20 protein-coding genes are annotated in these 23,052 nt (G+C 65.5%); 10 read left to right on the top strand and 10 right to left on the bottom strand.

Going from position 1 to position 23,052, the window contains the following annotated elements; all coding sequences use genetic code 11:
• The first annotated feature begins 241 nt into the window (after positions 1 to 241).
• The gene (locus tag VT03_RS06165; RefSeq protein WP_075092183.1) at positions 242 to 607 is read left to right on the top strand and encodes a hypothetical protein; all 366 of its coding nucleotides are present in this window, start codon (positions 242 to 244) and stop codon (positions 605 to 607) included.
• A gap of 359 nt (positions 608 to 966) precedes the next feature.
• Here the strand turns inward: VT03_RS06165 and VT03_RS06160 are convergent, their stop codons facing one another.
• The 4 genes from VT03_RS06160 to hpnH form a co-directional block, all read right to left on the bottom strand.
• The gene (locus tag VT03_RS06160; RefSeq protein WP_075092182.1) at positions 967 to 1,731 is read right to left on the bottom strand and encodes a PIG-L deacetylase family protein; all 765 of its coding nucleotides are present in this window, start codon (positions 1,729 to 1,731) and stop codon (positions 967 to 969) included.
• A 121-nt stretch (positions 1,732 to 1,852) separates the two neighbouring features.
• Positions 1,853 to 2,770: a DUF1559 domain-containing protein gene (locus tag VT03_RS06155; RefSeq protein WP_075092181.1), complete on the bottom strand. Its 918-nt coding sequence runs from the start codon at positions 2,768 to 2,770 to the stop codon at positions 1,853 to 1,855.
• Between the two features lie 194 nt (positions 2,771 to 2,964).
• Positions 2,965 to 3,369: a hypothetical protein gene (locus VT03_RS06150; RefSeq protein ID WP_075092180.1), complete on the bottom strand. Its 405-nt coding sequence runs from the start codon at positions 3,367 to 3,369 to the stop codon at positions 2,965 to 2,967.
• Between the two features lie 503 nt (positions 3,370 to 3,872).
• A complete protein-coding gene (gene hpnH, locus VT03_RS06145) occupies positions 3,873 to 4,997 on the bottom strand; it encodes an adenosyl-hopene transferase HpnH (protein WP_075092179.1) in 1,125 nt (374 codons plus the stop codon).
• Between the two features lie 319 nt (positions 4,998 to 5,316).
• Here hpnH and VT03_RS06140 point away from each other — a divergent pair, with 319 nt between their 5' ends.
• Positions 5,317 to 5,706 (top strand): TraR/DksA family transcriptional regulator, encoded by a 390-nt coding sequence (locus VT03_RS06140; protein WP_075092178.1) that lies wholly within the window; start codon positions 5,317 to 5,319, stop codon positions 5,704 to 5,706.
• Positions 5,707 to 5,967: 261 nt separating this feature from the next.
• Complete coding sequence (locus tag VT03_RS06135; protein WP_075092177.1) at positions 5,968 to 6,990, top strand: S1C family serine protease; 1,023 nt, start codon at positions 5,968 to 5,970, stop codon at positions 6,988 to 6,990.
• A gap of 350 nt (positions 6,991 to 7,340) precedes the next feature.
• Here the strand turns inward: VT03_RS06135 and VT03_RS06130 are convergent, their stop codons facing one another.
• Positions 7,341 to 7,640, bottom strand: coding sequence for a hypothetical protein (locus tag VT03_RS06130; protein ID WP_075092176.1), 300 nt, complete (start codon positions 7,638 to 7,640; stop codon positions 7,341 to 7,343).
• A gap of 353 nt (positions 7,641 to 7,993) precedes the next feature.
• Here VT03_RS06130 and VT03_RS06125 point away from each other — a divergent pair, with 353 nt between their 5' ends.
• The 7 genes from VT03_RS06125 to VT03_RS06095 all read left to right on the top strand — a co-directional run bounded on the left by VT03_RS06125 (position 7,994) and on the right by VT03_RS06095 (position 16,233).
• Positions 7,994 to 8,743, top strand: a complete 750-nt coding sequence (locus tag VT03_RS06125) for a glutamine amidotransferase (protein WP_075092175.1) — start codon at positions 7,994 to 7,996, stop codon at positions 8,741 to 8,743.
• An 89-nt stretch (positions 8,744 to 8,832) separates the two neighbouring features.
• Positions 8,833 to 10,056 carry a M20 family metallopeptidase gene (locus VT03_RS06120; RefSeq protein WP_197489213.1) on the top strand — a complete coding sequence of 408 codons (1,224 nt, stop codon included), beginning with the start codon at positions 8,833 to 8,835 and terminating at the stop codon, positions 10,054 to 10,056.
• 506 nt (positions 10,057 to 10,562) lie between these two features.
• Entirely contained in the window at positions 10,563 to 11,990 is a 1,428-nt protein-coding gene (locus tag VT03_RS06115; protein WP_075092174.1) for a sensor histidine kinase, read from the top strand.
• Positions 11,983 to 12,441 carry a response regulator gene (locus tag VT03_RS06110; protein ID WP_075092173.1) on the top strand — a complete coding sequence of 153 codons (459 nt, stop codon included), beginning with the start codon at positions 11,983 to 11,985 and terminating at the stop codon, positions 12,439 to 12,441. Before VT03_RS06115 ends, VT03_RS06110 begins: the two co-directional genes overlap by 8 nt.
• A gap of 3 nt (positions 12,442 to 12,444) precedes the next feature.
• On the top strand, positions 12,445 to 14,094 hold the full coding sequence (locus VT03_RS06105; protein ID WP_075092172.1) for a response regulator: 1,650 nt from the start codon (positions 12,445 to 12,447) through the stop codon (positions 14,092 to 14,094).
• On the top strand, positions 14,091 to 15,227 hold the full coding sequence (locus VT03_RS06100; RefSeq protein ID WP_197489212.1) for an FAD:protein FMN transferase: 1,137 nt from the start codon (positions 14,091 to 14,093) through the stop codon (positions 15,225 to 15,227). The genes VT03_RS06105 and VT03_RS06100 overlap by 4 nt, the downstream gene beginning before the upstream one ends.
• A 157-nt stretch (positions 15,228 to 15,384) precedes the next feature.
• Positions 15,385 to 16,233 (top strand): glycosyltransferase family 2 protein, encoded by an 849-nt coding sequence (locus VT03_RS06095; protein ID WP_075096952.1) that lies wholly within the window; start codon positions 15,385 to 15,387, stop codon positions 16,231 to 16,233.
• 336 nt (positions 16,234 to 16,569) lie between these two features.
• On the opposite strand, the gene VT03_RS06090 is transcribed toward VT03_RS06095, so the two are convergent.
• The 5 genes from VT03_RS06090 to VT03_RS06070 form a co-directional block, all read right to left on the bottom strand.
• The gene (locus VT03_RS06090) at positions 16,570 to 17,472 is read right to left on the bottom strand and encodes an RNA polymerase sigma-70 factor (protein WP_075092171.1); all 903 of its coding nucleotides are present in this window, start codon (positions 17,470 to 17,472) and stop codon (positions 16,570 to 16,572) included.
• Positions 17,473 to 17,542: 70 nt separating this feature from the next.
• Positions 17,543 to 18,901, bottom strand: a complete 1,359-nt coding sequence (locus VT03_RS06085) for a phytoene desaturase family protein (RefSeq protein ID WP_075092170.1) — start codon at positions 18,899 to 18,901, stop codon at positions 17,543 to 17,545.
• A 135-nt stretch (positions 18,902 to 19,036) separates the two neighbouring features.
• Positions 19,037 to 19,984 carry a diguanylate cyclase gene (locus tag VT03_RS06080; RefSeq protein WP_075092169.1) on the bottom strand — a complete coding sequence of 316 codons (948 nt, stop codon included), beginning with the start codon at positions 19,982 to 19,984 and terminating at the stop codon, positions 19,037 to 19,039.
• Positions 19,974 to 22,175, bottom strand: a complete 2,202-nt coding sequence (locus VT03_RS06075; protein ID WP_075092168.1) for a response regulator — start codon at positions 22,173 to 22,175, stop codon at positions 19,974 to 19,976. The genes VT03_RS06080 and VT03_RS06075 overlap by 11 nt, the downstream gene beginning before the upstream one ends.
• Positions 22,172 to 22,768: a hypothetical protein gene (locus VT03_RS06070; protein WP_082845981.1), complete on the bottom strand. Its 597-nt coding sequence runs from the start codon at positions 22,766 to 22,768 to the stop codon at positions 22,172 to 22,174. The genes VT03_RS06075 and VT03_RS06070 overlap by 4 nt, the downstream gene beginning before the upstream one ends.
• Positions 22,769 to 23,052 lie beyond the last annotated feature (284 nt).

Genomic DNA, 23,052 nt, shown 5'->3' with positions numbered 1-23,052 from the left:
ACGACTCCGGTTGCCGCCATGGCGCGGCAAGGCAGGGTGAGGTCGTCGGGGAGCGCTCCCGGTTGGGGAGTTATCGTATCAACGGTGCGGCATGTGTGAAGGGCAACCGCCTCGCGGCGGCGATTTCTACCGGATTGATCGGGGACCGGCTCCGATTGTCTGATCGAGAGTGCCGCTCCGGCCGTTCCCGCTGAGGCAACCCGGATCAACGGTCCGGAAACCGTTCTGTTGGAGGGGACTGATGGCCGGGACGAAACAGGCTCCGATCAAGCCGCACGACAGGGCTCGCATCGTTTTTGAGACCGTTCACACCGACCGTGCCGGCGAAACGTCGCAGCGGGTGATGGTGGATGGGGATGTGGCTCTGCTGGACGAGAGCGGCGGTGCGGTGATTTCGCTCGACAACGGGTTGCATGCCACGCTCCCTGTTGGGGAACTTCACCCGTTCGCTCCACTGTTTGAGAAGGGGCGGGGGCATGAGGACCCGCAGAATGGATGGATTGGCGGGCAGGTTCTGACGCGGGATTTCTTTGCGACGGGGGAGCCGGACTCGCTGGTTTATATGTCGCTCCGGGCATTGCGGAAGGCGGTCCGTGAGGAGACATGATCCCACACCACCGGGGTCCAGGGGGTAACCCCTGGTGGGGAGTGCAGAGGGGCAACGCCCCTTTGCCCGCCGGAGGCCTGGCCGTCGAGAGATGTCTGAAGGCGTGAGTGTCCAAATGCGGACAACGTGCCGGATGCCCCCTCACCAACCCGCGGGAATCCCACAGCAAGCGTTCCGATATGAGGGAGTCCTCAACGCCGGTTCCACAAAGCGGACGTCCGTTGCTTACCACGGTTCCTCATGAACGTGCCTCCCGCGGCAAGGGAGCCTGTGTTGTTTCTTTGGCCCCTTGACCCCAGCGGCCGTGGCACGTTGGGTCTGAGTTATGAAAGTCGTGCCGGCAAGGACGCGGTTCGGGATCAACCCTTGATGAGCGCTTCCAAACGGTTGTCATGCGGATACGGGTGACCCTTGTGCTGCCGATACGCCTCCCCGTAAGCCGCACCGATCTCCTGCCCCCGGCGGGCACTCCACCGCCGACACCCCTCCAGATACTCATCCAGCCCGTGCTGCCGCCGCAACCAGGCCCGCTGGCTGTCATGACACGCCAGCATCTGCAGCTTGAGCTCAAACGTCGACGAGATATCGACGATGAAGTCAGTCGGCGTCGACACCCCGAACCAGTCCACCCCTTCAATCGGATCGACGTAGTACAGGTACGGGATCTTCTTCGTCGCCGGAGCCGGATCCCACTGCTGCGTCACGTAATTCGGGCACGACGCGTTGAACGTCGCATCCCGGACCAGCCGGCTCGTCATCTCATGATCGGACATGTAGTCCACCGGCGGAGCGGTGATGACAATATCCGGCCGCGTCCGGCGGATCACTTCGGTCACCCGCCGCCGGCTGTCGTTGTCGACGCAGATCTGGAGATCCTTGAACTCCAGGGAGGTGTACCCCGCTCCCAGCATCTCCGCGGCTTTCCGACCCTCTTCGCGGCGGACGTTGGAGATCTCGTCCGGCCCCAGCTCCGCGCTCCCGCAGTCCCCGGCGGTCATCACCGCCATGTGGACGTCGCACCCTTTCTGCTTCAGCAGCGCCAGCGTCCCCGCGCACTGGAACTCGATGTCATCGGGATGGGCATGAATCGCCAGGACGCGGACAGGGCTCGAAGACTCGGACACAGGGCGGCTCCGGAGAACGAAACGACCCCACACCTCCGCTGAGGAGGCCGGGGTGTGCGATCGCTTCGGTATCTCACTCGAACGGTTGACGGACATCAACCAAGCCGCGCGGCCCGGAACTTCACTCGAAGTCGGAGATGATCTCGCGGCCGCGGATCGTTCCGACCGCCCGGTAGACCTCGCCGTCGATGTTCTCGCTGACGAACTTGACGTGCCCGTCCGCCAAGACGAACTGCGCCCCGCCGACGTGGGTGCTGCTGAAGTCCTCCAGGTGAGCCGCCGGATGGTTCGGAGTGTGATCGAAGACCCCCAGGATCCGGGCGAACGACTCTTCCCCTTCGGGAACCGAGCCGACCCATGTCGAGTAGAACGGCGCCGACGGGAACGACTTCCGCTCGCCGACGAAGAACGTCGAGCTCATTCCGTCGGTGAAGTCATGGAACCCGTTCCGGCTGTTGTGATAGAAGGCCCCGTCGCTGACGCACTGCCCCGTGCTGGAGACCGGAGCCGCACCTGGCGCGTTCTCACACAGGTCGATCTCGACGGTCCCGAACGATCCGACGTAGTTCGCCCGGGCGAGCGTCGCCAGCTTGGTCCCCGGGCTCCCCTCCTCGTCGATGTCCCACGTCTGGACGGAGGCGGCGTCCGAAGGACAGATGTAGACCGGAAGGAACTGGCGGGCGACCGCGGCGTTCGCGGGATCGCTGATCGGAAGCTGGTCGTTGAATTTTCCGAAGAGCGCCCCCTGGTCCATCATCGGGAGGATCATCATCGCCCACCCCGCGCCGCTCCCCCCTTCGTGAGCCGACGGGAGTCGCGTCGATTCATTGACGCCGATCCAGCCGCTCGGGAGGGTCTTGTGGATGTCGTGGTAGTTGTGCAGGGCCACGCCGACCTGCTTGAGGTTGTTGGTGCAGGTGGAGCGGCGGGCCGCTTCGCGGGCCTGCTGGACGGCGGGCAGCAGGATCGCCACGAGCACGGCGATGATGGCAATGACCACCAGAAGTTCGATCAGCGTGAAACCTCGTCGCGAGGCCATGGAATGTCTCCGTCGGAATGAATGAGCGGATGAAAGAAACGGCGCGTCCGCCAGCCCGAAAAACGAAGGGGCCGGAAGACCGTCAGGGCGGCTGGAGAGCAGCGAAGCGAGGATTGAGCGAGTGCAGGACCGCCGGATTGCGTCCAGCGGCGTTCCCTCCGCGCGTGCGTCGACTGACGGCAACGCAGCGGGAATCAGGCCTGCGAAGAACCGCCGGGTGGTCCGCGGGCGGAAGCGACGCGGCGAACCGCTTCGACGACAACCGCGTCCCAGGCGGGGAGCGGCTGCGGAGCGATCTCAGCCACGATGCCGATTTGCGGCGGGGGCGACGGAGAAGCCGACAGGGAGAACAGACGGCAGAGAGAGCAGTCGTCGTCGCAGTTGAGTGCTGGCCCGCGGGCCTTCTTCTCAGAGGACTTTCGCTCGCCCGAACCGGCCGAGTTGTGATGGTGGTGATGCGAACAGCCGGAGTGCCGGTGTCCCGCAACCGTGCTGTGTTCGTGGCAGCAGAGTCCGCTGTGAGCATGCAGCCCCGCGTTCCCGAGGAGACTCATCCCCCCGTGAATCAGCAGAACGACAATGGCACAGATCCGTTGCACAGACGATTCCAGATCGGCGGCTAGCCAAAACGACATTCAATTGCAAAAGCAATTCTCACGCTTCGGTGTTCGGAACGCAAGTGGATCTGTGAATGATCTGCAAAGACCGCGCAAAGCGTAAATTCCAACAGGGGAGCGCGGGAGGAGTGACAATCCCAGAGTCGTACTTGGGCCACGTTCTTGCCGGCACGGCGCTGTTTGCTCAAACCCAACGTGCGACGGTAGCCGGGGTCAAGGGCCGGAAGAACAACACAGACCCTTGCCGCCGGAGGAGCTTCCATGAGGAAGCGTGGGAGATCACGGGCGTCGGTTTTGTGAGACCTGCGTTGAGGACTCAACGCTCGCTTTGCGATCACCGCGGGTTAGGTGAAGGGGCATCCGGCACGGTGTCCGCGCCTGGGCACGAATTCCTTCAGACATCTCTCGACGGCCAGGCCTCCGACGGGCAAAGGGGCGTTGCCCCTCTGCACTCCCCACTAGGGTGCCCCTGGACCCGGATGAGGTCAGGCAGCGCTTTCTGACGTTTCGCGATTTGCGAACGAGTCGAGCTGAATCAAATCGCCGACGGGACGCGACACCGGCTGCTGCGGAAGCTCCGGAAGCGGCTTCCCCTTCAGCGGCCCAAACAGCACCACCCGGGCCGCACCAAACAACCCCTTGAGCGACGAAAACGTCTCCTGCACCGCCGTCGGCTCATGGCCGCAGTGCACCATGCAGTCCTGGCACCGCGAATTGCCGCTCTTGCGGCCATACGCGTTCCAGTCGGTCGTCTCCATCAACTCACGGAACGTCTGCGCGTAACCATCGGAAATCAGATAGCACGGCTTCTGCCACCCGAAGACGTTATAGGTCGGGTTCCCCCACGGCGTGCATTCTAGCTCCCAGTTCCCCTTCAGAAACTCCATGAACAGCGGCGACTGGTTGAACGTCCACCGCGACTTGGGCTTCTCAAAGATCCGCCGGAACAGGTCCACCGTCTGCCGACGCTGGAGAAAGTGCTCCTGGTCCGGAGCCTTCTCGTACTGGTAGCCGGGGGAAAGCATCATCCCCTCGACCCCCAGGTCGGTCATCTCGTCGAACATCTGCCGCATCCGCGCCGGCTCGGCGTTGTTGAACAGCGTGCTGTTCGTCGTGACGCGGAACCCCTTGGCGATGGCGGCCTTGATCGCGTTCACCGCAATGTCGTACGTACCCTCGCGACAGACGGCGACGTCGTGCTCCTCCCGCGGCCCGTCGATATGGACGGAGAACGAGAGGTACTTCGACGGCTTGAACCGGTCGAGCTGCTTCTCCAACAGCAGGGCGTTGGTGCAGAGGTAAACGTACTTCTTGCGGGCAACCAGCCCCTCGACGATCTCCGCCATCTGCGGATGCAGCAGCGGCTCCCCACCGGGGATCGAAACCATCGGAGCGCCGCACTCGTCGACCGCCCGGAAGCAGTCTTCGGGCGAAAGATTCTTTTTGAGGATGTCCGCCGGGAACTGGATCTTGCCGCAGCCGGCGCAGGCGAGGTTGCAGCGGAACAGCGGTTCCAGCATCAGGACGAGCGGGTAGCGTTTGACGCCGCGCAGCCGCTGCGTCAGGACGTACTTGGCGACCGTCCACATCTGCGAGACCGGAACACCCATCCCCCAACCCCCTCCTGGAGCCGTCCCGGACCACGGCGGCAGGTCCCCTTCGGACCCGGCCGACGTCGAGACAGGGGAGGTGATAGCATCTGGAACCGGTTTTGTCACCAAGCGTTGCGCGCGAACCGCCCGGGACGAGGTCGGCCGCCGGAGACCGGGCACGGGCTCAGTCTGGAGCCCCTGGAGAGACTTTCCCGGCGAATCCCGTCGCTCGGGTCAAGATTTCGATGACAGACTGCGGCACATTGATTGCAAAAGGTGGGCCGTCGGCGATAATCAGAATTCTCTGATTTCTGCGTCAACGGGTTCGGATCGTCAAATGATCAAGGCCAATGAACTGGAGCAGTTTCGGTCACTGCTGCTCACTCTGCAGGCACGGCTTCGGGGCGACGTTCAGGATCTGACGCGGGAAGCGCTCGACAACGGCCAGGATTCCAAGACCCCCACCCACATGGCGGAACTGGGGACGGAAACGTACGAGCAGGAATTCTCCCTCCGGATGATGGAGAGCGAGCAGGACATCCTTGACGAAGTCCAGCAGGCGCTGCATCGGATCGAAAAGGGGACTTACGGGCTCTGCCAACGGTGTGTCGAAGCGGGTAAGCCTCCCGGAAAATCGACGATTCCCAAGCTCCGGCTCAAGGTCATTCCGTACGCCCGTAACTGCGTAGAATGCGAACGGAAGCGGGAATCGCACTCGCACCGGTAGGCCTGGGCCGTCCGGTTGGGCTCCGGCAGGCCGACCTGTGTCGGAACCGACGCGTTCTTTCCCCGTCAGCGAGCAGGTTGCCGTTCGTTTCGGCCCAGAGTCGCGGATGACTGGCCGTGGAAAGCTGGCAGCAAGCCGCATCGAAAGCGGCAGGGCGTGAATTCGGCTGCGCAAGTGGCCCGCACTTTGCGTACGATGTGTGAAGACTTTACGCAGCGGACTCCCAGTCCGTGTGGGAAGTGCCGTTACGGAGACATCGGCATGTGGCGTGTGGCAGCTCTGATCGCCGCTTTGAACCTCGCATTTGTCCCGGCCGTTCGAGCCGGGGCCACGCAGGAGGCGATCGCCCAGGTCCAGTCACGCGTGGTGAAGCTCTTTGGGGCCGGCGGGATCAAGGGGCTGCATGCGTACGGCTCGGGGTTCCTGGTCTCTGGCGAGGGGCACATTGTCACGGTCTGGAGTCATATCCTCGACGGCGACGTCGTGACGGTCGTCCTCGATGACGGCCGCCGGTTCTACGGGAAGGTCGTCGGCGTCGATCCCAGGATCGATCTGGCGGTGCTGAAGATCGAGGCCGAGGGGCTTCCGCACTTCAATCTCGACGAGTCGGCGCCGGCCGGGGTCGGGACGCGGGTCCTGGCCTACAGCAACCTGTTCAAAGTCGCGACCGGTGACGAGCCGGTCTCGGTCCTTCACGGCGTCATCGCGGCCCGTTCGCAGCTGGATGCCCGCCGCGGCCGGTTCCAGGCTCCGTATTCGGGACCGGTCTACATCGTCGATGCGGTGACGAACAATCCGGGCGCCGGCGGCGGAGTGCTGGCGACGCTGGATGGCAAGCTGCTCGGCGTCATTGGCCGGGAGCTGCGGAGCCGGGAGACGAACCTGTGGCTCAATTACGTGGTCCCGATGGACCAGCTTACTCCGCGTATCCGCGAGATCATCAGCGGGAAGTTCAGCGGGTCGAGCTTTGAGAACGACATGCCTCCGTCGGCCTCGGCGACCGTTTCGTCGCTGGAACTCGGGCTGATCCTGGTGCCGGACGTCGTCTACCGGACGCCGGCTTACATTGATCAGGTGGTTCCGGGGTCGCTGGCTTCGCGAGTCGATCTTCGGCCGGACGACCTGATCGTGTTTGTGAACAACGAGGTTGTTCCGTCGATCCGGGCCTTTCAGTCGGAGCTTGGCCGTGCGCGGCCCGGTTCGGGGTTGAATGTCGTGGTGCGGCGGAAGAACCAGCTTGTCTCGGTGACGATTGACCTGCCGACGGGGAATGATCGCCGGTAGGTGCCGGCTGATGTCAGGACGGGCCCAGGTCGCGTCCTTGCCGGCTCGACGTTGATTGCTCAAGCCCAACGTGCGACGGCCGCTGGGGTCAAGGGGGCCTCGCCCCCTTGCCGCCGGAGGCACTTCCATGAGGAACCGTGGTCAGTAACGGACGTCCGCTTTGTGGAACCGGCGTTCCGGACTCACCACTCGTTTTTCAATCCCCGCGGGTTGGTGACGGGGCATACGGCACGGTGTCCGGGTTTGGACACTCATTCCTTCAGACATCTCCCGACGGCCAGGCCTCCGGCGGGCAAAGGGGCGTTGCCCCTCTGCACTCCCCACCAGGGTGCCCCTGGACCCGGATCTGCTTACGCCGCCGCTGACGTCGGAAGCTCGATCGGCGTTTCCAGGCGAACCTTCAGATATCGCTCGCCGCGCGTGTCATAGAAATTGATCACCATCTGGTCCGCCGCCCAGATCGCCCCCAGCCGAATACTACGGGGCCCCTTCACCGTGAACTGCATGCCGCACTGACGGCCACGCATCATCAGGGCCTCCTCCCGCAGACGGAACTGCTCAGGGAGAAGATTTTCTTTGTCGCACAGCTGGGTATGGATGTACGTTCGAAGCTCGTCGAGGCTCGCGAGTTTGACCGTCTCTTCCAGCATGGCGATTCCTGAAGGGACCAGGAGTTATCGAGAACCGGAGAGCCATCGCTGCGTTCCACCGAATCGGGGACCGCGATAGCCCAGCCCCCTCCTCAATCATGAAGGGGCAGAAAGGTATCGACCCGCCGAGCCCCCGTCTTTGGCCCTCCGCTCCCCCTCCGCGACGACCCGAAGAGTGTTCTCATCCGTTCTGCTCCGACTGATCCGGACAGTCCCCCCGCCCGTCACTTTCTCGCGGCCCCTCAAGCTTTCGCCAGGAAGAGAGTGAAGCGGGGAAAGACATGCGGACGCGAACACCGCTCTGTACAGTGCATCATCCTCGCGACTCTGCCGTTCCGCACACGATCCATTCCATGCCGGCCCCCATTCTCTACTTCGGCGACACCAGCCTGACCACCGCCGCCGCGTACCTCGGGGGCCTCCTCGCGAAGGCGGGTTGGATCTTCGACTACGTCGCCAGCGACGTTGCCAGCGACGCTCCGGAGATCGTCGACGGACGGTCGCTCGTGATTCTCAGCGACTATCCGTCGGCCAGGATGAGCCCGGGCGTCGCGGAGGCGGTCGTGGAGGCGGTCTCCCGCGGCACCGGCCTCGTGATGCTCGGGGGCTGGGAGTCGTACCACGGTCTGGGGGGAGACTGGGACCGCTCGGCGGTCGCGAAGATCCTCCCCGTTGACATCTCTCCAGCCGACGATCGCCGGAACTGCGACCATCCGGTCTTCCTGCAGCCGGTTTCCGATCACCCGATCCTCCGCGGCCTCCCCTGGAAAGATCGCCCCCCGCTGATTGGTGGATTCAATCAGGTCCGTCCGAAGCCCGGCGCGGAGGTCCTCCTTGAAGGGGTCCATGTCCGGGCGCGCTTTACACCCGCGGGTCTCGAAGCGACCCCGACGGACCGCACGCCGCTCCTGGCGGTCTCGCACCACGGCTCCGGTCGCGTCGCCTGCCTGATGACCGATGTCGCCCCCCACTGGGTCGGGCCGCTGGTCGACTGGGGAGACGCGCGGATCACGGCCCAGGCTCCCGGAGCAGGCGAAGTCGAAGTGGGGAGCCTGTATGCCCTGTTCTTCACTCAGTTGCTCGAGTGGGCGATGAAACGCTGAATTCCGCTCCGACCGCAACCGAAGTCCTCATGCCCCTGCCTCTCCCGGAAAGCACCGGGAGGGGACTGTCCGCAGCGACGAGCTCCGATATGAACGCTTTCGACCAGTCCGTCGCCACCTGTGTCCGCGGACGGTTCGACGACTATGTGGCGACGCGCCGTCACATCCATCGCAATCCGGAGCCGAGCCGGTTTGAGCACGAGACCTCCCGCTACATCCTGGCTCGTCTTTCGGCAGCGGCGGTTCCGGCCCGGCTGATGGAAGGGGGGACGGGGGTCGTCGCCGATCTGGCGGTAGGCAATGCCGCCGAAACCGGCCCGGTCATCGCGCTGCGGGCGGACATCGACGCCCTGCGGCTCCAGGACCAGAAGAGCTGTGAGTACCGCTCGACGCGGGACGGGATCTGCCACGCTTGCGGGCACGACTGCCACACGACGATGGTCCTTGAAGGGCTGTTGTCGACCGTCCGCGTTCTGGCCGAGGGGGCGACTCCGCCGCGTCCTTTCCGGCTTCGCGCGATTTTTCAGCCGGCAGAGGAGACCGGCGAAGGGGCGGTCTCGATGGTTCGGCAGGGGGCGATGGCGGGGGTGTCGGCGATCCTCGGACTTCATGTCGAGCCGGAGTTGCCGTGTGGGACCGTGGGCATCCGGTATGGGGCGCTGACCGCCAATCTCGATGAGGTCCAGATCACGATCACGGGCCGGGGGGGGCACTCGGCCCGGCCGCATTACACGGACGATCCTGTTGCTGCTGCGGTCCAGTTGCTCTCGGCTTACTACACGCTTCTGCCGCGGGCGGTCGATTCCCGGAGCCCTTCGGTCTTTACGGCGGGGAAGATCGCGGGCGGCACGCTCTGCAATGTCATTCCGGACCGGGTGGAGATCCTGGGGACTCTCCGGAATGTCGATCATGTGATCCGGGCGACGCTTCAGCGGCGGATGCGGGAGATTGCGGCGGGAGTGAGCCAAGCGACGGGGGCGACGATCGACCTTCAGTTCCTCTGTCCGCTGGATGCGGTGATCAATGACCGGGCGGTGACCGAGTCCCTTCACGATGCGGCGAAGTTCGTCGTCGGGGAGGCGGGGGTCCGAATTCTGGATTGGCCGAGTCTTGGGGCGGAGGATTTTGGCGGGTTTCTGACGGAGGCTCCTGGCGCGATGCTGCGGCTGGGGTGTGCCCGGCCGGGTGGGGAGAAGTGGCCGCAGTTGCATGCTCCGACGTTTGATATTGATGAGCAGGCGTTGTTGATTGGATCTCAGATTCTGCTGCTGGCGGCGGCGCGAGTCGCTCAGCGCATTTCTCCGGCGAGCTGACGGCGTCGAAGAGTCGCGACGCGGCAACGTCGGACTGCGTACGCCAACCATCCGGGTCCAGGGGCACCCTGGTGGGGAGTGCAGAGGGGCAACGCCCCTTTGCCCGCCGGAGGCCTGGCCGTCGAGAGTTGTCTGAAGGAGCTCGTGTCCAAGCGCGGACAACGTGCCGTATGCCCCCATTACCAACCCGCGAGGATTGCAAAACGAGCGGTAAGTCCTCAACGCCGCTTCCACAAAGCGGTCGTCCGTTGCTTACAACGGTTCCTCACTGAAGTGCCTCCGGCGGCAAGGGGTTGCCCCCTTGACCCCAGCCTGCCGTGGCACGTTGGGTTTGAGCAAACGGAGCCGTGCCGGCAAGGACGCGGTTCGGCCAACCTTGGCGAGACACGGGAGCAACCGCCCCCGTCCTTGACCTCCGCCAACCGCTCGCCATAGTGAGCGGTCTGCGATGGCGAGAACCTGCCGGTCTTTCCGTCTTCCGTTTTCGTCTTCCCCTGCGCCCCCGCATGAAATCGTTGATCGGCAAAGGAGCCGCTGTCGGCTTCGCTCTCGCCGCGGCCGCCGTCGTCGTGGCGGCGATCGTCGTGCACCTCAACCTGACCGGGATCCGGCAGAATGAGGAACAGGTCGTCCACACCTTCGAGGTCATCGACTGCCTCGACGAAATCCTTCTGCAGATCGTCAACGCCGAGACCGGGCAGCGGGGCCTGATCATCACGGAGAACGACGCCTACCTGACGTTGTTCAAGACCGCCCTGCCGACCGTCTCGGAGCAACTGGATCGCCTCGACAGCCTCGTTGAGGACAACCCGCCGCAAGCGGAACGGACCGGTCGCCTCCGCCAGCAGGTCGACCTCCGGCTGCAGACTCTCCAGCGAGGGGTCAAGGTCACGCAGGAAGAAGGGCAGGCCGCGGGAATGAAGCACGTACTGGCCGGGATCGGCCGGGCACAGATGGTCCAGATCCGCGAGACCGTCTCGGAAATGGAAGCCGCGGAGCGAAAACTTCTCGCCGAGCGCGACCGGGACCTCCGGACGAGCCACCGATCGGCGACATGGATCAACGTCGCGACGGCCCTCCTGGGACTGGGGATGATCGCCGTCGCGTTCCAGATGAGCCGCCAGGAACTCGAGACGCGGCGGAAGGCGAACGAGGAACTCGAAGGGAAGGTCGAGGAGCGGACCCAGGAGCTGAACGAGATGAACACGGCCCTGCGGACCAGCAACCGCGAACTGGAACAGTTCGCCTCCGTCGCCTCGCATGACCTGCAGGAGCCGCTCCGGAAGATCGAAGCCTTCGGCGATCGCCTGAAGACCCGCTCGACGACGCTGGAGGAAACCAGCCGCGACTACCTGGAGCGGATCCTCGCTTCGGCGTCGCGGATGCGGACCCTGATCAACGATCTCCTCAGCTTTTCGCGGGTCACGACGCGGGCTCAGCCCTTCGCCCGGATCAACCTCGACAAAGTCGCCCGCGAGGTGGTCTCCGACCTGGAGGGGCGCTTGCAGCAGGTCTCGGGGCGCGTTGAAATCGGCCCCCTGCCGGAGATCGAGGCGGATCCGACACAGATCCGCCAGTTGTTCCAGAACCTGATCGGAAACGCCCTCAAATTCCATAAACCTGATGTCCCGCCGGTGGTCCAGGTCGCCGGGCAGATGCTCTCCCCATCCCGCAAAGGGGCCCAGGTGGAGCTGACCGTCAAGGACAACGGCATCGGGTTCGAAGAAGTCTACCTCGACCGGATCTTCGAGGTGTTCCAGCGGCTGCACGGCCGAAACGAGTACGAAGGGACCGGGATCGGTCTCGCGATCTGCCGGAAGATCGCCGAACGTCACGGAGGGACCATTACCGCCCGCAGCCGTCCTGAACAGGGAGCCGAATTCATCGTGACGCTTCCCGTCCAGCAGAATACGGAGGAAACGAACCATGCCTGATAAACGCGCGATCACCATTCTGATGGCGGACGACGACGCGGACGACCGCCTGATGACCCGGGAGGCGTTCGAAGCCAGCCACCTCAAAAACGAGCTGCGGTTCGTCGAGAACGGCGTCGAGCTGCTGGACTACCTCTACCGGCGCGGCCCGTACTCCGATCCCGCCTCGTCCCCCCGGCCGAGCATCATCCTGCTCGACCTGAACATGCCGAAGAAGGACGGGCGGGAAGTCCTGGAGGAGATCAAGAGCGATCCGGACCTCCGCAACATCCGGATCATCGTCCTGACCACCTCCAAGGCGGAAGAAGACATCTACCGGACTTACAATCTGGGGGCGGCTTCGTACATTACGAAGCCGGTGACCTTCGAGTCCCTGGTCGATGTCGTCAAGACGCTGGGGAAGTACTGGCTGGAGATCGTCGAACTCGACGAAGGCCGATCGGGAAACTGACGGATGGAAGGCTCCGGCCCCCGCCCCCCCAGCACCGCGAACCTGCTGCGGATCCTCCTCATCGACGACGATCAGGAGGACCAGATCCTCACGCGGGATCTGCTTGCCGAGTCCATGGGGGACCGCGTTCATCTGGACTGGGTCTCGACCTACGAGGCGGCTCTCACCGCGGTCCGCGAGTGTCAGCATGACGCGTACCTGCTGGACTACCGGCTCGGTGCGCGGACCGGCCTCGACCTGCTGCGGGAACCGGACCTCCGGAACTGCAACGCGCCGATCATCTTCCTGACCGGCCAGGGGGAGCGGGAGGTCGACCTCGAGGCGATGCGCCTCGGTGCGGCGGACTTCCTCACCAAGGACGGGCTGACCGCCGCCACGCTGGAGCGGACGCTGCGGCACTCGCTGGAGCGGCACCGTGACCGAGCCGAGCTGAAACGTCTCAACGAAGTGCTGGAGACGCGCGTCGCGGAACGGACCCGGGACTTGGAACGGGCGAATGCCGCCTTGAGGCTGGCGGACCAGCGGAAGGACGAGTTCCTGGCGATCCTGGCCCACGAGCTCCGCAACCCGCTGGCGCCGATCGCCAACGTCGTCGGCCTGATCCCGTATGTGGCGGACGATGCCGGGATCCGGGCCGAGATTCATGACACGATGCGGCGGCAGGTCGGAATCCTGACCCGGCTGGTGGACGACCTCCTGGAGGTGAGCCGCATCAGCCAGGGGAAGATCGAACTCCGGCTCGGCACCTGCGATGCCCGCGCCATCACGCGCGACGCGATCGAGTCGGCCCGCCCGCTGATTGAGAAGAAGGGGCAGCGTCTGGAGGTCGAAGTGGCCGACGACGTCGTTCCGCTGTTCGCCGACGCGACGCGGATGACGCAGGTCATCTGCAACCTCCTCAACAACGCCTCCAAGTTTACGGACGAGGGGGGAACGGTGACGGTCTCCCTGGCGGCCGATCCGGACGCCGTCATCATCCACGTGGCCGACAACGGCATCGGGATGTCGGCCGACGCGCTGTCGCGGATCTTCGAGCTGTTCGCTCAGGTGGAATCGACCCTGGAGCGGTCGCAGGGAGGGCTGGGGATCGGACTGACGCTGGCCCGGACGCTGGTCGAGATGCACGGCGGCACCCTGACGGCGGCGAGTGACGGTCCCGGACAGGGAAGCCGGTTTACGATCCGTCTGCCTCGGACTCCGGCGGCGGCGGCGAAAGGGACGCGAGCGGCGACTGTTGGAGCCGTCGCTCCGGATTCCGCCACGCAGACTCTCGGACGAACGCCGCGACGGCGGGTGTTAATCGTCGACGACAACGTCGATTCCGCGACCACCCTTTCGAGGCTTCTCGCGCTCAAGGAGCAGGATGTCCGGGTGGCGCACGACGGCGTCGCGGCGGTGGAGACGGCCCGCGAGTTCCGTCCCGACCTGATCTTCATGGATATCGGTCTCCCGGGCTGGAACGGATACGATGTCGTCCGGCAGATCCGCACCGAACCCTGGGGGCAGGGGATGCAGATCGTCGCCCTCACCGGATGGGGGCAGGCGGAGGATCGCCGCAAATCGCGGGAGGCCGGATTCGACGATCATTTCGTCAAGCCCGTCCCTTCCGCCGTTCTCGATCAGCTCCTCACCAGTCTCGGAGAGTCGCCGTGACGACCGTTCCCGCGCCGCGCCGACTGCTGGACGTCAAGAGGTGTCAGTGGGTGGCGGCGGGACTTCTCGGCGCGGTCGTTGGATTCCTTGGGGCGGTCTCGGGGGCCGAACCTCACGGCCCTCAGAAGCCGACAGCCCCCGCCGAAACGGCGAAGCCCGCTCCGGAACTCTCGCGGTATGAAGCCCGCGAGTTCCACATGGGGCAGCCGATCATCCTCGTTCTGTACGCCGCGGACGACGAAGCGGCCCAGGCCGCTTCGCGGGTCGTGTTCGACCGGTTCGCCGAACTGGACCGGACCTTCAGCGACTACAAGGAAGAGAGCGAGCTGAGCCGGCTCTGCCGCGATTACCGTGTCGGGGAGCCCGTATCGATCAGCTCCGATCTCTTTCAGGTGCTCAAGGAGTCCCAGCGGGTCTCCGAAGCGACCGACGGACTGTTCGACGTCACGCTCGCACCGGTCATCCGGCTCTGGCGGCAGGCCCGCCGCACCCGCAAGCTCCCGGACGCCGAGATCCTGCGGCAGGCGCTGGCTCGTGTCGGCTCTGAGAAGATGCGGCTCGACGAGCGGAACTCGACCGTCACGTTCTCCGAGCCGGGGATGCAGCTCGACCTGGGGGGGATCGGCGTCGGCTGGACGCTGGACGATGTGGGCCGACGCCTGAAGGATCGCGGAATTCATCAATTCCTCATCGACGCCAGCGGAGACATCCTCTGCGGCGATCCTCCCCCCGGCCGGTCCGGGTGGCGCGTCGCCGTGCAGCCGCTTCTCGAAGACGGGTCCCAGCCGGTCCTGCTCAGTCTGCGGAACCGGTCCGTGACCACCTCCGGGGACGCCTACCGCTTCGTCGAGATCGATGGAAAGCGGTACTCGCACATCGTCGATCCCGAGACCGGCATGGGGCTGACGGGCCGCGCCAGCGTGACCCTTGTCGCATCGAAAGCGGTCGATGCGGATGCCTTTTCGAAGGGAGTCAGCGTCCTCGGCGTGGAGCGCGGGCTGAAGTTCGTCGAGTCGATGCCGGGCTTTGAGTGCAGCTTCGTCGTCGTGGTTGACGGAATGCCGCGGCGGGTCGTTTCGCGGGGATTCCCGGAGCTGGAAGAACACGCGACAGCCACGCCGGTTTCGCAGTAAGCTTAGCCTGTCGCCCGTGGCTCATGTGTCAGGGGTGTCTCCGTTCCCCTGACTTCCGTGCCAGTGCGCGATGTCTCAAGACGTTCCCTCGTCCGCCCCCGTTCCGCCGGTCTCCACGCCGTCGTCTCCGTCGATCGATGGGGCGGGCAACGTCACGATGCTGCTGGGGAACGGCTCGGGGCCCGACCTGCACGGCACCCCCTACACCCGTGACTGGTACCTGTCGCTGCGTGGGATGCTGGGCGAAGGAGCCTGTCGTCAGCTGGGGTTCTACGCGATTCCGGAAGACTTCGTTCTCTCGGTCGTGATCCCGGTCTACAACGAGAAGCGGACGATCCGCGACATCCTGGCCCGTGTCCGTGCCGTTCCGGTCCGGAAGGAGATCGTGATCGTCGAGGACTGCAGCCGCGACGGGACGATCGAGATCCTGAAGGAGATCGAGACCGAGGCGGCGGCGTGGAACGATCCGCTGAACCGGCTGGCGGTTCATTACCACCCGCGGAACCGGGGCAAGGGGGCGGCGGTCCGGACCGGGTTTGCGAAGGCGACCGGCGACGCGGTCATCATCCAGGATGCGGACCTGGAGTATGACCCGGAGGAAATTCCGCGGCTGCTGCAGCCGATCGTCGAAGGGGAGGCGGACGCGGTCTTCGGGAGCCGGTTCCTGGGGGATCAGCCGCACCGCGTGCTTTACTTCTGGCACTACCTTGCGAATAAGGTTCTGACGACGCTTTCGAACTGCTTCACGAATCTCAACCTGACCGACATGGAGACGTGCTACAAGCTGTTCAAGAAGAGCGTTCTGGACGACATCGGCCCGAAGTTGCGGCAGGACCGGTTCGGGATCGAGCCGGAGCTGACGGCCCGTGTTGCTCGTCGCCGCTACCGTGTCTTCGAGATGTCGATCAGCTACCACGGCCGAACGTACGAAGAGGGGAAGAAGATCGGTCTGAAGGATGGCTTTCAGGCGCTGTGGTGCATCGTTCGGTACGGGCTCTACGACTGAGTCTCGCTTGCTCAATAGCGTTCATGCCGGCACGACTCTGATAGCTCAAGCCCAACTTGCGACGGCAGCCTGGGGTCAAGGGGGCCACGCCCCCTTGCCGCCGGAGGCACTTCCTGTGAGGAACCGTGGTACACAACGGATGTCCCCTTTGTGGTACCTGCGTTGAGAACTCTCCGCTCGCTCCGCACTCGTAGCGGGTTGGTGAGGGGGCACACGGCACGGTGTCCGTGTTTGGACACTCACTCCTTCAGACATCTCTCGACGGCCAGGCCTCCGGCGGGCAAAGGAGCGTTGCCCCTCTGCACTCCCACCAGGGGTACCCCCTGGACCCCGATGCTAGGCACCACTCTCTCCCGTCGGCCCGCCAATCGAAGCCCGCACCAGCTTGTCCGGATTCCGGATCACATAAATCCCGCGAATCTGCCCCTCCTCCACATCGAAGGCATAAATCCCCACCATCGCGGTCCCGACCAGCAACGCCAACCCCGGCTGCCCGTTGACCTCGATCCGCTCCGCCCGACCTCCCGGCGGCGCCTTGCGGAAGATCCCCAGGAAGAACCGGGCAATCGCGTCCGCGCCCAGAATCGGCCGCCGCGCCGCCGTCGCCTTTCCTCCACCGTCCGAGATCAGCTCGGCATCGCTGCGGAGGATCGACAGCAGCCCCTGCAGATCCCCCGAGGCGCACGCCGCCAGGAACCGCTCGCTCAGGTCGGAAACGTCCTGCGAAGAAGGAGTGAACCGCGGACGGCCTTCCATGACCCGCGTCTCGGCCCGCGAGACGATCTGCCGGCAGTTGTCGACCGACTTGTCGAGGATGCTGCTCAGCTCCGCGTATTCAAAGTCGAACACCTTCCGAAGCAGATACGCCGCCCGCTCCACCGGCGTCAGCCGCTCGAGGACGTACAGGAACGCCAGCGAGACCGACTCGTCCCGCTCTACAGGCACGCCTGCCCCCTGGGATGACGTCACGATCGGTTCGGGGAGCCAGGGCCCCGGGTAATGTTCCTTGCGAATGTCGATCTCCCGCCGTCGGTCAATGCAGAGCCGCGTCACGATCGAGATCAGAAAGGCCCGCGGAGATTCGACCTCCTTCAGGTCGACTCGCGACCACCGCAGGTACGCCTCCTGGAGGACGTCGTCGACATCCGCCAGCGAGCCGAGCATCCGGTACGCGATCCGTCCGAGCTCGTCGCGGAGCGCCTGATACTCCGCCAGGTTGTCCGAAGGTCCGCTGACCACGATCGCTCTCCTGCAACGCTTTTCTTGGTCAATCCGGCGGGGCCGGGACCGCAAGTTCCGGGATGATAAGTCAAACGTCGAGCAGCACGGGACCGTGACGACGGGTCGCGGGCGCCGTGCTGCCGGACAGCGACCCGATCGCGGCCGCGGCGGCCGTCCGACCGCTCGCCGCCGAGGCGTCGACGAGCTGTCCCTGCCGACCGACCCAGTCCCCCGCCAGGAAGATCCCCGGCCGGCCGACGACGGCCGTGTCCGGGCGGTCCTGCGTCCCACGGGTGTCGATCGTCGGAATCGCGGGGACGGCCGTCATGTTCGGGAGGTACCGTGACGTGACGACCTCCGCTCGCCAGCCGGGCTGGATGCGATCGAGCATGGTTTCGAGCTCGTTCCGCGTCTCCTCATGCTGAACCGGCTCGTCGGCCGGGAGATACTTCATGACGTGAGCGACCGCCACGCCGTCGGGACCGAGCTTCGCGGCCGACGAGTGGACGGAGAAATACAGAGGGGAATCGAGCCCCAGCGTAAACCGCTCGTCCGGCCGGGGGAGACGCTTCAGGGCGATATCGAGACACGCGCACCGGCCCACCCGCCGCGTGCGATTGAACCCGTGGAGCGGATGGTCTTCATCGAGGTCAAGCAGGCCGACCGCCTCGGCCGGCGGGACCGCGAGGATGGCCGCCCCGGCCCTGACGCGCGTCCCGTCCGTCAGCTCGATCTCCGTGCCATTCGGGCCGGTGCGGACATGCTTGGCCGCCGCGCTGGAGCGGACCGCGACACCTCGTTCGACCGCTCGCCGCCGCAGGCCTTCGACGAGCGACGTCCAGCCCCCGTCGACATACCAGACGCCCCCCTTCTGCCCCATCTGGAACTGCTCCAGCGTCGCCCCGGCCGATTGGTGCTCGGGGTCGTTCACAAAGGTCGTGAGCCGCATCAGAGTGTGGAACAGGTCGGCAAGGCGTCCGGTCCCCGCCAGCTGTCGGATCCAGTCGGCGACCGACGTGGAATCGAGAGTTCGCGGATCGGTAGCGATGCCGCGTCCCAGGATCTGCAGGAACAACCGTCGCTCGCGGAAGTTCAGGAGCCGCGAGACGAGGACCTGCCAGAACGTTTGCGGGAAGCGGTAGACGCTCTGCTCCGTCAGGAACAGGCTCCGTCCCGGATTGGGGGGAGCGCCGTGAAACGGAACCTGGAGCTCGTGCAGGGCCCGGAAGAGCGCCCCGTGACAGTAGAGGGCGTGCGGCCCCATGTTGAACGACACGCCGTCGCGGACCGTCGTTCCGGCTCGCCCGCCGATCTCCTGGCCCTTCTCCAGCAGGAGGACCTTGTGCCCGGATCCGGCCGCGAAGTTGGCGGCCACGAGGCCTGCCATTCCGCCTCCCACAATGACGATCTCTCCGTCCGTTCCCCGCAAGTCGTGTCGTCCGTTCATGTCATCTCTCCCGGCGTGTCTCGGTCTTCACCAGGAAGGACGGACGAGGCCGGGAATTTGTGACAGGGTCGGAGAACTTTTTCGCGAGGCGGCAGAAGACACGGCGGAGTGCGGGTCGACGACCGGTTCGGCGAATCAGAGCGGCGACAGGTCCGCCGTTGCCTCCGGAGCCACCTCGACTTCCGCGTCGGGATCGTTCAGGAGACACATCTGGACCTGGTTGCGGCCCCCCCGCTTCGCGCGGTACAGGGCCTGGTCCGCCAGCTCGATCACCGTGGGGGGGATCGTTTCGCCCAGCCGGGCAACCCCGAAGCTGCACGTCACCGGCACGCGGCGGTCGTGGAACCAGAATTCGGTCGTCTCGATCGCCCGCCGCAGCCGTTCCGTGGCGGCGATGGCGACCCGCAGCGACGTGTTCGGCATCAGGATCGTGAACTCCTCGCCGCCGTAGCGGCAGACGATGTCCCCGTCACGGCTTACGTCGGTCAGGATCGAACCGATCTTCCGGAGGACATCATCCCCGAACTGGTGGCCGCACTCGTCGTTGATCCGCTTGAAGTAGTCGACGTCCGCCATGACGCAGGAGAGCGGCTCGCCGGACCGTCGGGCCGCCGTGAGCGCCAGCGTCAGCTGGGCGTCCAGGTAGAAGCGGTTGTGGAGGCCGGTCAGGCCGTCGATCATCGCCCGCTTGGCCAGAAGGTCCATCAGGTGCCGGGTCCGGAGCGAGGCCCGCACCCGGGCCCGCAGTTCCGCCGGGTCGAACGGCTTGGTGACGTAGTCGGTCGCTCCCAACTCGAGCCCGCGGATCTTGTCCTGGGTCGAGCCCGAGCCCGTCAGGAAGATGATCGGAACGTCTCGCGTCGCCGCGTGGTTCTTGAGGATTGAACAGACTTCGAAGCCGTCCTGCTCGGGCATCTCGACGTCGAGGAGAATCAGGTCGACGCCGAGGGCCTGCGCCAGCTCGACTCCGCTCGCTCCGTTGAACGCGGAATGGATCGCTACCGGCTCGTTCTTGAGACGGACCCGCACCAGGGCGTGAATCTCCGGCGAGTCATCGATGATGAGAATGTTGCTAACCGACATGCGCGACCTCCCGTTCTCCGGACAAGACATAGCCGTCGACCGATTCCATGACGCCGATCAGCTCCTCGACGGATTGCCGGACCTGGGTCATCTCCTTCCCCTCCTTGAGCACTGTTCCGGCCGCGTCCGCGCGGGCCGTGATCATCGCGAAGCCGTAGCCCCCACCAGCCCCCTTGACCTGGTGCAGGACCCGCTGCAGCTCGGCGGTCTCTTCCCGGTCGAGCAGCCGCCGCAGCAGGGTGACCTTCGCCGGCAGCGACTCGACGAACTCCTCGATGACTTCGAGCATGTCCGGGTCGTCGGCGTACGAGCTCATCAGCAGGACCGGCGCCGCCTCTTCCGTCGCCTCCGCCGGGAGATGCCGGGCGAGCGTGGCGAGCAGCGTCTGGCGGTCGATCGGCTTCGTCAGGTAGTCGGTGCATCCGGCGTCGAGGCACCGTTTGCGGTCCTCGGCCATCGCATGGGCGGTGAGCGCGATGATCGGGAGGGCCACGTCGCGGTTTCTGAGTTCCCGAGTCGCGGCGTACCCGTCCATCTCGGGCATCTGCATATCCATCAGGATCAGGTCGAACGGCTGGGACGAGGCGAGCGACACCGCCACCCGTCCGTTCTCCGCGATCACGACCTCCGCTCCCGCCTTGCGGAGATGGAGCGAGATCAGCTTCTGGTTTTCCGGGCCGTCCTCGGCCAGCAGGATCCGGGCCTTCAGCCGGATCGTGTTCGTGACGGCGGCCGGTTCGGAGACGAGCAGCCCCGTTTCGCTCTCGGCATCGACCAGGTCGAGCTCCGCAGCCGGTCCGATGGGGATTTCGACCTGGAACCGGCTTCCCAGTCCGGCGACGGAGTCGACTGTCAGGCGCCCCCCCAGGAGTTCCGACAGACGCTTCGAGATGGCCAGCCCCAGTCCCGAGCCTCCGAACTGCCGCGTCGTCGATTCGTCCGCCTGGGTGAACGGCTGGAAGATCCGGCCGAGCTGGGCCGGCGTCATGCCGATGCCGGTGTCCAGGACCTCGAACCGGAGCCAGCCCTGGTTCTCTTCGACGTGCGTCGAGAGCTTGAGATGGATCTGCCCCTGCTCGGTGAACTTGACGGCGTTGCCGACGAGGTTGACGAGGATCTGCCGGAGCCGGACCGGATCGCACTGGATCTTCCGCGGGACCGGGCCGCCGAAGCTCAGCCGCAGCGAGAGCCCCTTGGTGATCGCGGTGGGCCGCATCAGCGACACGACGTCGCTGGCGATGTTCGGGACGGCGACGGGGATCCGCTCGACCGACATCTTTCCCGCCTCGATTTTGCTGATGTCGAGGATGTCGTTGATGATGTCGACGAGGTGCCGGGAGCTGCGGCGGATGATCTGCAGCGACTCCGCCCGGTCGTCGTCGGCGTGCGCGGGATCGAGCAGCAGCTCCGAGTAGCCGGTGATCGCCGTAATCGGGGTCCGGATCTCATGCGACATGTTGGCCAGGAACGTGGACTTCGCCCGGCTGGCCGCTTCCGCCTCCTCCTTGGCCCCCCGCAGCTCTTCCGTGCGGGACGCGACGATCTGTTCCAGACGCTCCTGGTGCAGTTCCCGTTCGGCCGACTGCTCGGAGAGCAGCTGGAGTTCCTGGCGGCTCTGCAGGATCGAGATCACGAGGAAGATGTCTTCGAACAGCACCCACGCGGCGTGCTCCATCCACCGCCAGTGGCTGGCGGACGAGATTCCATAGATGCTTTCCGGCCAGAACCAGCCCCGCACGAAGTGGTCGAGGGCGGTGATGATCGTGGGGGGAATCAGGAGCCCCCAGTCCCGGTACGCCGCCAGGAACGCCAGCGATCCGAAGATGTGAAAGTGCGTCTCGAGCCGCCCGCCGCTGATATGAATCAGCAGCGACGAAAAGAGGATCTGGGCGACCGCGATGCAGTACCGCGTCACCGCCTGGCCGGGACGGAACCACGCCAGGGGGACCGGCAGACTGCAGAGGAGGCCGCCACCCACGACTGCCATGACGACGTGCGGATGGATCGCGCTCTCCGTCCCGGACCACGTCCGCGGCGAGGCGAGCAGCGCCCAGATGACCGCCCCCGCCCACTCCAGGAGGAGCAGGACGGCGAACATCCGGTCGGTCCGGCGGTGGATCCGCTCACGATACACGAGGTAAGCGGAACGGGCCCGCGGCCGGAGGATCTCAGGAGGAAAGTCGCTCTTCATCGCGTCGCTCCGTTCGGGAGGAGGTCAGCGTGCGCGGTTCGCGACGCTCGGCATTCGAGGCCGCATCCGTAGACCGGCGTCTGCCGGACTCGCGGGGCGAGCCCGATCAGGAGGTTGTCGAGGGCCTGGGTGCCGGCGTTCGGCCCGGCGTGCCCGCGTCCCGCCGTGACTCCGCCGTGAAAGAGGAGTTCGCCGGAAGGACGGAAGACGAAGACTTCGCCCGACGTCCGGGCTCCGAAGGTGCGGTGCTCCGTTCCCCCGGCATCCTCCCGCGCCGCGAGGCCGGGAATCGCGCCGACCTGATCGCGGATCGCACCGTTACCCCACGTCTGGTCGACCTGGTCGGGCCGGAGGATGACGGCATGGGCGGAAACAGGCTGGTCGGACCGCTGCAGGACGGACGACAGCTCGGTGAGACTGGCGCGGGTGCACGGGCAGCGGGGGTGGACGAACATCACCAGCGTGAGACGGTCGGCCGCCAGCGGGATCGAAGTCGCGGCCGGCCAGTGGGAAGCCGAGTTCCCGGACTCCGCGGGAGTCATCTCATAACTGAGGATCCCGCCCAGACCCGCGACGACGCAGACAACCCACACTCCGGCCCAGATGTGTTCCCGGGCAGGAGTCCAGGTCCCGCGGGAGGCCGGCCTGGTTGAGACTGGGGGAAGGGGCGAGGAGGGCGACGGGTGGTATTCGAGAGCATCGGCGATCGCCGACGAAAGAGCGGAAGCGTGGGACACGGACACTGAGCAGCCTTTGACATCGCCTCCGTCCCGGCTCGGCACAGTCCCGCTTCGGGCGGAAAGGTTCTGTCGAGCATCGGGGCCGGTTGTGACGTTGATGCAAAAACTTACACCGTGTCGTGAATTCGGCCGCTACA

Source organism: Planctomyces sp. SH-PL14 (assembly GCF_001610835.1).
Classification (GTDB): Bacteria; Planctomycetota; Planctomycetia; order Planctomycetales; family Planctomycetaceae; genus Planctomyces_A.
The sequence above is the reverse complement of the archived record's forward strand: the minus strand, read 5'-3'. Positions and strand labels throughout refer to the sequence as shown.

Excerpts from the sequence above, each read along its gene's own strand:
- VT03_RS06165 (WP_075092183.1), top strand. The coding sequence starts at position 242 with ATGGCCGGGACGAAACAGGCTCCGATCAAGCCGCACGACAGGGCTCGC.
- VT03_RS06155 (WP_075092181.1), bottom strand. The coding sequence starts at position 2,770 with ATGGCCTCGCGACGAGGTTTCACGCTGATCGAACTTCTGGTGGTCATT.
- hpnH (WP_075092179.1), bottom strand. The coding sequence starts at position 4,997 with ATGGGTGTTCCGGTCTCGCAGATGTGGACGGTCGCCAAGTACGTCCTG.
- VT03_RS06140 (WP_075092178.1), top strand. The coding sequence starts at position 5,317 with ATGATCAAGGCCAATGAACTGGAGCAGTTTCGGTCACTGCTGCTCACT.
- VT03_RS06135 (WP_075092177.1), top strand. The coding sequence starts at position 5,968 with ATGTGGCGTGTGGCAGCTCTGATCGCCGCTTTGAACCTCGCATTTGTC.
- VT03_RS06130 (WP_075092176.1), bottom strand. The coding sequence starts at position 7,640 with ATGCTGGAAGAGACGGTCAAACTCGCGAGCCTCGACGAGCTTCGAACG.
- VT03_RS06125 (WP_075092175.1), top strand. The coding sequence starts at position 7,994 with ATGCCGGCCCCCATTCTCTACTTCGGCGACACCAGCCTGACCACCGCC.
- VT03_RS06120 (WP_197489213.1), top strand. The coding sequence starts at position 8,833 with ATGAACGCTTTCGACCAGTCCGTCGCCACCTGTGTCCGCGGACGGTTC.
- VT03_RS06115 (WP_075092174.1), top strand. The coding sequence starts at position 10,563 with ATGAAATCGTTGATCGGCAAAGGAGCCGCTGTCGGCTTCGCTCTCGCC.
- VT03_RS06110 (WP_075092173.1), top strand. The coding sequence starts at position 11,983 with ATGCCTGATAAACGCGCGATCACCATTCTGATGGCGGACGACGACGCG.
- VT03_RS06105 (WP_075092172.1), top strand. The coding sequence starts at position 12,445 with ATGGAAGGCTCCGGCCCCCGCCCCCCCAGCACCGCGAACCTGCTGCGG.
- VT03_RS06095 (WP_075096952.1), top strand. The coding sequence starts at position 15,385 with ATGCTGCTGGGGAACGGCTCGGGGCCCGACCTGCACGGCACCCCCTAC.
- VT03_RS06085 (WP_075092170.1), bottom strand. The coding sequence starts at position 18,901 with ATGAACGGACGACACGACTTGCGGGGAACGGACGGAGAGATCGTCATT.
- VT03_RS06080 (WP_075092169.1), bottom strand. The coding sequence starts at position 19,984 with ATGTCGGTTAGCAACATTCTCATCATCGATGACTCGCCGGAGATTCAC.
- VT03_RS06075 (WP_075092168.1), bottom strand. The coding sequence starts at position 22,175 with ATGAAGAGCGACTTTCCTCCTGAGATCCTCCGGCCGCGGGCCCGTTCC.